Origin of the sequence: Bartonella sp. TT110JLCBS (assembly GCF_042193405.1) — a bacterium.
Taxonomy (GTDB): domain Bacteria; phylum Pseudomonadota; class Alphaproteobacteria; order Rhizobiales; family Rhizobiaceae; genus Bartonella.
In genome coordinates this window covers 108,688-118,645 of sequence record NZ_JBHILT010000005.1, presented here as the reverse complement: position 1 = coordinate 118,645, position 9,958 = coordinate 108,688, and the positions used below count along the sequence as shown (strand labels likewise).

Genomic DNA, 9,958 nt, shown 5'->3' with positions numbered 1-9,958 from the left:
ACAGAAAAAGAACAACAGCTCCTTCACGAGATGATAGAGACCTATCAAGGCTTAAAGATGATGTCACGCATCATGAAATTGATAGCCTTTATTGTCTTTATGTTTGTAATAGATTTTTCCCGTTGCGTGAACGCCATAGAGAATAGCTTCTCACATCTCAAAAAGTGGATAACAAAAAGTTGAGAGCTTGTCGCCTAAATCGCTTTATAATATAATGCAAAATGTTTTTATTATGCATACGATATGATATCTTTCTCTAAAGTGCTACTGAGGGTTCTATGATATTTACTTCATTCAAATTAGAAAATTTTTGAGGGATTTCCCAACCTTTAGAAATAGACCTTATAAAGGGGAATACTTCTTTTCCTTTTGTTCTTGTAGGTAATAATGAATCAGGAAAAACTACAATTTTAAAGGGTATTCATTATATATCGGTTCTTTGTCAAGGGGAAAAGTTATCGGAAGATTTTTTTACTTTTATTCGTCCAAAACGTGCTTTTTTTAGTGATAAAGTCACTTTGTCTGCATGTATTTCTTATGATGTTGATGATATGAAGGCTTTGAAGTTTTACAAGAAAATCGTTTGTGGTGAAAATAAGGAAAACAACCAAGGAATATTTGAATTGTCTTTTGTTTATGAATTTAAAAAAAGTGCATGCATTAAAGACAGTATATACATCAATGACAAACAAGTACAAAAAAGTCATTCTATTATGATATGGATAAGGAAACGCCTTGCTGAGATCGTCTACTACGATGATTTCATATTTGATGTACCTGAAAAAATTAGATTTTTAAAGAAGAGCCATAATAGAGATACTAGCTTAGCACAAGACGCACTTTTAACCTCACCAATCAATCTCCAATGGCAGAAAATCTTTAATGATCTACTTATAGGCGGGCACATGAATGATAACAATATAAAGAATAAAGAAAAAAATCTTGATATTAGTTTTCAGGAAGATGTTGTCGATTGTGATGACAACGATGCTGTTAAGCAGCGTATAGGATTGATCAATGGTTATTTGAAGTCAGTAGTGAAGGAAGGTTGGGTGGATATTACTGAAGGGAAGAGCCTTTTTGATGATTGTATAATAGAAAAATCTAATAGTGATCACGATACTGACAGTGGTTTTGTAGATTATTGTTTACAAATTAAAGCAAATAACCTCTTTTTTTATTTACATGAGAGAAGTAAGGGGTTTCGTTGGTTTTTTTGTTTTAAAGTTCTTACAGAAGTTCGCAGGTATAGAAGCAAAAATGGAATAGTTTTTTTATTGGATGAGCCAGCAAATAATTTACATATTCATCCACAGAGAAAAATATTAAGCTCCTTACAAACGTTATCGAGCATAAAGGGCAATAAAGTAATTTATTCGACGCATTCCCCTTATCTTATTAACGACGATAATTGGGATAATTTGTTTACCGTACGTAATGAAGCAAATGATTTTGAAGCGCCTCGAATTGTTTGTGAAAGATTTCTGGAATTAACTACATCTACTGAAGAAACTGTGAGGGCTGTTGAGCCTATTGTTCAAAAAACATGGATTACACACCTTGGAACAGGAGCTGATTGGATTATAAAAAAATTTAATGGAGTTGCTGCTAATGCAAAGAAAGTAAATCACATTGCTGATTGCGTGAAACATATTATTGGTGAATAATTTTCTCAGTTTATGCCGTAAAGCTTATACCCTTACGCGTTTTATTTAAATGCTAACACCCTTTTGTAAAACTTTACGCAAACTTCGTATTGATCACTCCGAACGTCTCTTAGATATGGCTAAGAAATTAGACATATCTGTATCATTTTTATCTTCTTTAGAGATTGGCAAAAAATCTTTACCTATTGGCATTGAAGAAAAGATCATTGAACTCTATGATTTAGATCAAGAGGTAGCAGAAATTTTGAGAAGAGAATCGGAAGCTTGTCGCAAAAGTTTCACTATAAAGTCTTCTGATACATTTAGATGTGAAGCTGTTGGTATGTTTGCTAGACTGATAAACATTATTTCACAAGAAAAGATTTAGAACTATTAAAAAATTGTTAGAGAAAGCTGGCAAAAAGAATGCGCATTGTAAAGGAAAGAGTGAAAATCCTACTCCCTTAACTTTAATTTAAGCATTCCTCATCTTTAAAAAATATATGGAGAATCAATAACTGAATAGGAATATAAAGCTATATGGTGGGCGATGAGAGACTCGAACTCCCGACATCCTCGGTGTAAACGAGGCGCTCTACCAGCTGAGCTAATCGCCCAATGCAATGATCAGCAATTGAATGGAGACTCTTTAAGGAAAAATTTTTCTAAACGCAAGAATAAAGATGGTATTTGATAATTTTTTTTAAAAATGCATAATCCTTCTTGACATAAACGCATGAACCCCTTACACGACCGCTTGTACCAAATTAAATTGGTTCGAAAAAAATGCGCGGGTGTAGCTCAGTTGGTTAGAGTGCTGGCCTGTCACGCCGGAGGTCGCGGGTTCGAGCCCCGTCACTCGCGCCATTTCGTAATTCCTTATGAAATTTCCTTTTTAAAATATCCATATGCTATGAGTGATGTGGTGGAGTATTTGATTGGGGAATAAATATGTTTTTTCTTTCTTTTTATATGGTTTATAAGAATAGGGCTTGCGTCTTTCTTTGCTCTGCGTTACCTATGCCGATAAGAAAAGTATCGCTCTGTATGTCTTTGAAGCAGTATAAATAGAGTTAATAGAGCAATTGTTAAATTTGTCTGTTTGGTCTCGCAATATTGAATCATTGTGTTAAACTCAGGCATTTCGTTACGATGGAAGAGGGTTATGGCTTATTTATTGAGCTCTTATTTACCAGTCTTGATTTTCATTATTGTGTCAGCGGTTATTGCTGGAGTTTTGTTGATTACACCTTACATTGTAGCATATCGTTCCCCCGATCCTGAAAAATTATCGGCTTATGAATGTGGGTTTAATTCATTTAGTGATGCGCGCATGAAGTTTGATATTCGTTTTTATTTGGTATCAATTTTATTTATTATTTTTGATCTTGAAGTTGCTTTTCTTTTTCCTTGGGCCGTTTCATTCGAATCAATAGGTATGTTTGGCTTTTGGTCGATGATTGTGTTTTTAGCAATTTTGACTATTGGATTCATATATGAATGGAAAAAAGGAGCTCTTGAATGGAATTAAGATCTAATAATTCAACGATTACAGCTCCAAAACCAAAGGGAATCATTGATCCCAATACTGGAGAGTTGATAGGATCTGATGATAAGTTTTTTCGTGATATCAATGCTGAATTATCAGATAAGGGGTTTTTAGTTACCTCGGCAGATGCTTTGATTACTTGGGCACGTACCGGTTCTTTAATGTGGATGAGTTTTGGTTTGGCTTGTTGTGCTATCGAAATGATGCAATGCTCAATGCCTCATTATGATAATGAGCGTTTTGGATATGCACCACGAGCTTCACCCCGTCAGTCAGATGTAATGGTAGTTGCTGGTACGCTCACAAATAAGATGGCGCCTGCTTTAAGAAAAGTGTACGATCAGATGCCAGAGCCACGTTATGTGATTTCTATGGGATCATGTGCAAACGGTGGGGGATATTATCATTATTCCTATTCAGTAGTGCGGGGATGTGATCGTATCGTGCCTGTTGATATATATGTCCCAGGGTGTCCACCTACAGCAGAGGCATTATTATACGGCATATTGTTGCTACAGAAAAAAATCCGTCGTACCGGATCCATAGAGCGATAGAGAGTTTTCTTGTCATGGTGGATGAAACATTGGTTGAGCTTGCTGCTTATTTGGAAAACAAATTAAAAAATAAGCTTGAAGAGACAGTTCTTGCTTTTGGTGAATTGACCATTGTGGCACGTCTTGATGCAATTATCGATGTCTTAATGTTTGTTCGTGATGATTCTCGCTGTCAATTTGTTAATCTTACAGATATTAGTGGTGTGGATTATCCTTCTCGCGATAAGCGCTTTGATGTTTCTTACCAATTGTTATCTCCTCGTGAGAATTTACGCTTACGTGTAAAAGTTCGTACAGATGAAAATACTCCTGTTGCTTCAGCTTGTACGGTTTATCCTGGCGCAGAGTGGTATGAACGTGAAACGTATGATATGTATGGGATTTTATTTTCAGGACATCCGGATTTGAGACGGATTTTAACAGATTATGGGTTTGAAGGATATCCTTTACGCAAAGACTTTCCTGTGACAGGATTTGTTGAATGCCGTTATGATAATGAAGCAAAGAGGGTGATTTATGAGCCTGTTGTTTTGCGCCAAGAGATGCGTAATTTTGATTTTCTTTCTCCTTGGGAAGGAGGGCAGTATACTTTGCCATGTGATGGGAAAGCAGATGAAAAAAAATAATATTGGTTTTGATGAGGCGTTATATTAGAGTATTGTATTTCTTAAGTAATTAAATATTTTTTAGCGTGATAGATTTTTTGATATTTGATATGAAGTTTTTTAAAAAGCAAGGGGTTGATTGTGGCTGAGGTCAATGTTCGAAACTTTAATATCAATTTTGGTCCGCAGCATCCTGCCGCGCATGGGGTTTTGCGCATGGTTCTGGAGCTGGACGGTGAAGTTGTTGAGCGTGTAGATCCACATATTGGGTTGTTGCACCGCGGTACTGAAAAATTAATGGAAACAAAGACTTATCTCCAAGCTGGTCCTTATCTAGATCGTTTGGATTATGTTGCTCCTATGAATCAGGAACATGCTTTTGTTCTTGCTATTGAAAAGTTATTAGATATTAAAGTTCCTAAAAGAGGGCAATTAATACGTGTTTTGTTTTCTGAAATTGGGCGTATTCTTAATCATTTGCTTAATGTAACGACACAGGCAATGGATGTTGGCGCTTTAACACCACCGCTTTGGGGGTTTGAGCAACGTGAAAGGTTGATGATTTTTTATGAGCGTGCTTGCGGTGCTCGTCTTCATGCAAATTATTTTCGTCCCGGTGGCGTGCATCAAGATTTACCAGAATCTTTAGTTGAAGATATTGGTGATTTTATTGATCCATTTCTTGTTTCTCTCGGAAAACTTGATGCGCTTGTGACCCCAAATCGGATTTTTAAGCAGCGTAATGTGGATATTGGCGTTGTAAGTATTGATGAAGCTTGGGTACGCGGTTTTTCTGGGGTTATGATTCGTGGAGCTGGTGTTCCGTGGGATTTGCGTAAAAGTCAGCCTTATGAATGTTACGATGAAATGGAATTCGATATTCCTGTAGGTAAAAATAGCGATTGTTATGATCGCTATCTTATTCGTATGGAAGAAATGCGTCAATCAGCGAAAATCATGCGCCAATGTGTGGAGCGTTTACTGAGTACTGAAAAAAATGGACCGGTTTCGAGCTTGGATCGCAAAATTGTACCACCGAAGCGGAGCGAAATGAAAAGCTCGATGGAAGCACTGATTCATCACTTTAAACTCTATACGGAAGGTTTTCATACACCTCCTGGAGAAGTATATGTTGCTGTGGAAGCTCCGAAGGGTGAGTTTGGTGTTTATCTTGTTTCTGATGGAACCAATAAGCCTTATCGTGTCAAGTTGCGTGCTCCTGGGTTTGCTCATCTCCAAGCTATGGATTTTTTAACCAGAGGTCATATGTTGGCGGATGCTACAGCTATTTTGGGTTCGATTGATATTGTTTTTGGGGAGGTTGATCGCTAATGTCCGTACGCCGTCTTGCAGATGATGTTTATCAGCCTGCTGAGTTTTCTTTTACAAAAGAAAATCAGATATGGGTAAAAAATACTATAAAAAAATATCCTGTCGGGCGTGAGCAATCGGCTGTAATTCCATTATTAATGCGTGCTCAAGAACAAGATGGTTGGGTGACACGTGCTGCGATTGAGCATATTGCTCAGATTCTTTCCATGGCTTATATTCGTGTTCTGGAAGTTGCTACTTTTTATACTCAGTTTCAGCTTAAGCCTGTTGGAACAAAAGCGCATATTCAAGTTTGTGGTACAACGCCTTGTATGTTACGTGGTTCTGATGAATTGATTAAAGTTTGTCAGAAAAAAATTCATCATGAACCTTTTGCGACCAATCAGGATGGAACCTTATCATGGGAAGAGGTGGAGTGTCTTGGTGCTTGTGTTAATGCTCCGATGGTTATGATTTTTAAAGATACTTATGAAGATCTTACGGCTGAACGGCTTGAAGAAATTATTGATGCATTTGAAGCAGGTAAAGGTTCTAAGATAGCGGTTGGTCCGCAAAATAGTCGTAAATCGTCGGAACCGATTAGTGGTTTAACTTCTCTTATTGATGATGAGAAAGAAAAAAAGATCTCTCAAGTCTTCACCAAAAAAGGATAAGGAAAGAATGGGAACATAATTAAGTATTTTTCTTGAAAAAATATTTCATTATTCTACCCATGATGGCAACATTTAACGAAAAGTAAGAAGTCTTGAAAAGATATTTAAAATTTGCATTTGAGGAAAAGCGGAAAATGCTATGGGTAATAGAAAAAAAGGTGGGGTATGCTAGCTGATAAAGATCGTATCTTCACCAATATTTATGGCTTAAAAGACAAATCATTAAAGGCTGCGATGTTGCGTGGGCATTGGAATGGGCTGAAAGAGATGATTGACAAAGGTCGTGATTGGATCATTGACGAAGTGAAGGCATCGGGTTTACGCGGTCGTGGTGGTGCTGGTTTTCCTACTGGAATGAAGTGGTCCTTTATGCCAAAGCAGAATGATGGGCGTCCTCATTATTTGGTTGTCAATGCCGATGAATCTGAACCTGGAACTTGTAAAGACCGTGATATTTTACGTCATGACCCCCATACTTTGATTGAAGGATGTGCAATCGCTACTTTTGCTATGGGAGCCAATGTTGCTTTTATTTATATTCGTGGTGAATATATTCGTGAACGTGAAGCGCTTCAAGCTGCCGTTGATGAGTGCTATGATGCGGGTTTACTTGGCAAAAAAACGAAATATGGGCATGCTTGTGATATTGTTATTCATCATGGAGCTGGTGCTTATATTTGTGGTGAAGAAACGGCTCTTCTTGAAAGTCTTGAAGGAAAAAAGGGACAACCTCGGCTTAAGCCACCATTTCCTGCCAATATGGGGGTTTATGGCTGTCCAACAACAGTAAATAATGTAGAGTCTATTGCCGTTGTTCCAACGATTTTGCGGCGGGGTGCTTCGTGGTTTTCATCAATCGGACGAGCAAATAATGTTGGAACGAAATTATTTATGGTTTCAGGGCATGTTAATGCACCTTGTACATTTGAAGACGCTCTTGGTATTTCATTCCGTGAATTAATTGAAAAACATACGGGGGGGATTCGTGGTGGATGGAATAATCTTTTAGCAGTTATTCCAGGGGGGGCTTCTTGTCCAGTCGTTCGTGGTGAGGATATGATCGATGCGATCATGGATTTTGATGGGATGAGAGATGTCGGGTCTTCTTTTGGCACAGGGGGAATGATTGTTATGGATAAATCAACCGATATTATCAAGGCAATTTGGCGTATAGCTGCTTTTTTCAAGCACGAGAGTTGTGGTCAGTGTACACCGTGTCGTGAAGGGACGGGGTGGATGATGCGTCTTTTAGGGCGTATGGTTGAGGGAAGAGCGCAAAAACGCGAGATTGATCTTTTGTTTGAAGTGTCTAAACAGGTTGAAGGACACACTATTTGTGCGCTTGGTGATGCTGCAGCATGGCCTGTACAGGGGTTGATACGTAATTTTCGTCCGGAAATCGAGCGTAGAATTGATGAATACACGCGAAATGTCGTCCAAAGCAAAAATATTGCTTTAGAAGCGGTTTAATAAAGGATTTTGTTCTAAGAGCAACCGAATGCAAATTTAAAGTGGTTTATCCGCAGGTTGGATGGGTGATGATAAATATCAAAGTTGATGGCAAAGAGATTGAAGTTCCTGATTACTATACGCTGCTTCAGGCAGCTGAGGCGGCTGGGGCAGAAGTTCCACGTTTTTGTTTTCATGAATCTTTGTCAATTGCTGGAAATTGTCGTATGTGTTTGGTTGAGGTTAAGGGCGGTCCTCCAAAACCTCAGGCTTCTTGTGCTATGGGGGTTCGTGATTTACGATTAGGTCCTAACGGTGAAGCACCTGAAATTTTTACCAATACGGCGATGGTAAAAAAAGCACGTGAAGGTGTTATGGAATTTCTTCTCATTAATCATCCTTTGGATTGTCCAGTGTGTGATCAAGGGGGAGAGTGTGATCTTCAAGATCAAGCAATGCTTTATGGACGAGATTGTTCTCGTTATACAGAAAATAAACGTGCCGTAGAAGATAAATATATTGGACCACTTGTCAAAACTGTTATGACACGGTGTATTCATTGTACACGGTGTGTTCGTTTTACAACGGAAGTTGCAGGTATTTCTGAGCTTGGTTTGATCGGTCGTGGTGAAGATGCTGAAATTACGACGTATCTTGAAAAATCTATGACATCTGAATTACAGGGAAATGTTATTGATCTTTGTCCAGTGGGAGCTTTAACTTCAAAACCTTATGCGTTTCATGCCCGTCCGTGGGAATTGGTCAAAACAGAATCGATTGATGTGATGGATGCGCTTGGTAGTGCTATCCGTATTGATAGCCGCGGTCGTGAAGTTATGCGGATTATGCCGCGTACGAATGAAGATGTAAATGAGGAATGGATTTCTGATAAAACGCGTTTTATTTGGGATGGATTACGGACCCAGCGGCTTGATAGACCCTATGTACGTAAAGACGGAAGACTTCAACCTACCAGTTGGACAGAAGCTTTTGCAAAAATTAAAATGGTGATCTCTAAAATTTTGCCAGAAAAAATTGGAGCAATTGCGGGGGATCTTGCTTCTGTTGAAGAAATGTATGCCCTTAAAGCATTGCTGAGCTCGTTGGGTTCAACGCTTTTTGATTGTCGTCAAAGAGGGGGTGCTTTATCGCCTGAGTTTGGGCGTTCGAGTTATATTTTTAATCCTACAATTGCGGGTATTGAACAGGCTGATGCTCTGCTTATTGTGGGATCTAATCCACGTCATGAAGCTGCTGTTTTAAATGCGCGTATTTTAAAGCGTCAACGGATGGGAAATTTTCCTATTGCATTAATTGGGGAAAAAGTCGATTTACGTTATCCTTATTCTTATCTTGGATCTGATAGCGATACATTAACGACACTTATTCGTGGAGAGAATGTTTTTTTTAATGTCTTAAAAGAAGCAAAGAGGCCCCTTATTCTTATTGGAGAGGGAGCAATTTCAGGAAATGAAGGTTTATCTGTTTTAAAAAACCTTGCTAAATTAGCGGATGATATTGGTGCTCTTAGTGAGACATGGAATGGATTTGGGGTTCTTCATAATGCTGCTTCGACTGTTGGAGGACTGGACATAGGCTTTACTTCTAAACTTGGGGTTGCCAATATACTTAAAACCTGTGAAGTTTTATTTTTACTTGGTGCTGATGAAGTAGAATTAGCCGATACAAAAGCTTTTACAGTTTATATTGGGAGCCATGGTGATAATGGTGCGCATGCTGCTGATGTTATTTTGCCTGCATCTGCTTATACTGAAAAATCAGGGCTTTATGTGAATACAGAAGGGCGTGTTCAAATGACAAATCGGGCTGGTTTTGCTCCAGGGGAAGCAAAAGAAGATTGGGCTATTTTGCGGGCTTTATCAGATATTTTAGGACAAAGGCTTCCTTTTGATTCTCTTTCTCAATTAAGACAATGCTTGTTTAATGATTATCCACATCTTTGTGCCGTTGATGATATACTACCTTCTGATATAAGTGATCTTAAGGCGCTTGGTTCAAAAATGGTTTCTCTCGAGAGTCAAACATTTACTTCTATGGTTAAAGACTTTTATTTGACAAATCCGATAGCACGTGCTTCTGCCGTTATGGCTGAATGTTCGTCTCTTGCAAAAAACCGTGTTATGCAAACTATAGAGTAAGGGCAAAGGAA

Annotated in this window: 8 protein-coding genes, 2 tRNA genes and 2 pseudogenes; 11 read left to right on the top strand and 1 reads right to left on the bottom strand. The window is 38.4% G+C overall.

Annotation, left to right across the window (positions count from 1 at the left end):
- The 3 genes and pseudogenes from ACFILW_RS03900 to ACFILW_RS03890 form a co-directional block, all read left to right on the top strand.
- The coding region (locus ACFILW_RS03900; protein WP_375685205.1) for a hypothetical protein at positions 1 to 183 on the top strand (183 nt) is incomplete at its 5' end.
- Between the two features lie 134 nt (positions 184 to 317).
- Positions 318 to 1,667: an AAA family ATPase gene (locus tag ACFILW_RS03895; protein WP_375685207.1), complete on the top strand. Its 1,350-nt coding sequence runs from the start codon at positions 318 to 320 to the stop codon at positions 1,665 to 1,667.
- 49 nt (positions 1,668 to 1,716) lie between these two features.
- Positions 1,717 to 2,125, top strand: a pseudogene (locus ACFILW_RS03890) (XRE family transcriptional regulator).
- A gap of 62 nt (positions 2,126 to 2,187) precedes the next feature.
- Here ACFILW_RS03890 and ACFILW_RS03885 read toward each other — a convergent pair.
- Positions 2,188 to 2,263, bottom strand: a tRNA-Val gene (locus tag ACFILW_RS03885).
- A gap of 173 nt (positions 2,264 to 2,436) precedes the next feature.
- On the opposite strand from ACFILW_RS03885, the gene ACFILW_RS03880 reads away from it, so the two are divergent.
- From ACFILW_RS03880 to nuoG, 8 genes and pseudogenes are all read left to right on the top strand, one after another.
- Positions 2,437 to 2,513, top strand: a tRNA-Asp gene (locus ACFILW_RS03880).
- Between the two features lie 298 nt (positions 2,514 to 2,811).
- The gene (locus ACFILW_RS03875) at positions 2,812 to 3,177 is read left to right on the top strand and encodes an NADH-quinone oxidoreductase subunit A (RefSeq protein WP_005773599.1); all 366 of its coding nucleotides are present in this window, start codon (positions 2,812 to 2,814) and stop codon (positions 3,175 to 3,177) included.
- A complete protein-coding gene (locus ACFILW_RS03870) occupies positions 3,168 to 3,749 on the top strand; it encodes an NADH-quinone oxidoreductase subunit B family protein (RefSeq protein ID WP_039758600.1) in 582 nt (193 codons plus the stop codon). The genes ACFILW_RS03875 and ACFILW_RS03870 overlap by 10 nt, the downstream gene beginning before the upstream one ends.
- Before the next feature lie 14 nt (positions 3,750 to 3,763).
- A complete protein-coding gene (locus ACFILW_RS03865) occupies positions 3,764 to 4,375 on the top strand; it encodes an NADH-quinone oxidoreductase subunit C (protein WP_375646052.1) in 612 nt (203 codons plus the stop codon).
- A gap of 120 nt (positions 4,376 to 4,495) precedes the next feature.
- Positions 4,496 to 5,686 carry an NADH-quinone oxidoreductase subunit D gene (locus tag ACFILW_RS03860; protein ID WP_375623282.1) on the top strand — a complete coding sequence of 397 codons (1,191 nt, stop codon included), beginning with the start codon at positions 4,496 to 4,498 and terminating at the stop codon, positions 5,684 to 5,686.
- Positions 5,686 to 6,358: pseudogene (nuoE, locus tag ACFILW_RS03855) on the top strand (NADH-quinone oxidoreductase subunit NuoE). The gene ACFILW_RS03860 and the pseudogene nuoE overlap by 1 nt, the downstream one beginning before the upstream one ends.
- 146 nt (positions 6,359 to 6,504) lie before the next feature.
- Positions 6,505 to 7,809: an NADH-quinone oxidoreductase subunit NuoF gene (gene nuoF / locus ACFILW_RS03850; protein WP_375623280.1), complete on the top strand. Its 1,305-nt coding sequence runs from the start codon at positions 6,505 to 6,507 to the stop codon at positions 7,807 to 7,809.
- A 68-nt stretch (positions 7,810 to 7,877) separates the two neighbouring features.
- The gene (gene nuoG, locus ACFILW_RS03845; protein WP_375623278.1) at positions 7,878 to 9,947 is read left to right on the top strand and encodes an NADH-quinone oxidoreductase subunit NuoG; all 2,070 of its coding nucleotides are present in this window, start codon (positions 7,878 to 7,880) and stop codon (positions 9,945 to 9,947) included.
- Positions 9,948 to 9,958 lie beyond the last annotated feature (11 nt).